Source organism: Mesorhizobium sp. (assembly GCF_004962925.1).
Classification (GTDB): Bacteria; Pseudomonadota; Alphaproteobacteria; order Rhizobiales; family Rhizobiaceae; genus Mesorhizobium.
Window position 1 is genome coordinate 1 of the sequence record NZ_SUEO01000180.1, and the last position, 368, is coordinate 368.

The window sequence follows — 368 nt, forward strand, 5'->3', positions numbered from 1 at the left end:
TCCCGGCCCAGGGCTTTGCCTCGAACGCGGCAGGGCGTTGCTCGGCCGACGGTGCGCGCTTCTCAAATTTCGGCTTGGGCGCGTTCTGGTCGAACGTCCGCTTGCCACGATGCGGCTTCTTGTCCGGCCGCGGTTCCTGGTAGCCGGCCCGCGACAGGTCGGGGGTGCCGTCCAGCCGCTTCACCGCGATGTTATTCTGCAGCTTGCGGTCCGGGCCGATCGCCTGGACAAACCGATCGGCCCAATCGGCCGCGATCTGCACGAAGGTTTCCTCCGGCTGCATCTTGATGGCACCGATCTCGCGCTTGGTGATGCCGCCTGTCCGGCACAGCATCGGAATCAGCCAGCGCGGCTCGGCATTCTGCCGG

At 66.8% G+C, this 368-nt stretch carries 1 protein-coding gene; it reads right to left on the reverse strand.

Annotated features, from left to right (window positions below):
- Window positions 1–368, reverse strand: a 368-nt coding sequence (locus E5W87_RS26965; protein ID WP_292404581.1) for a DbpA RNA binding domain-containing protein, incomplete at both ends; no start/stop codon positions are given.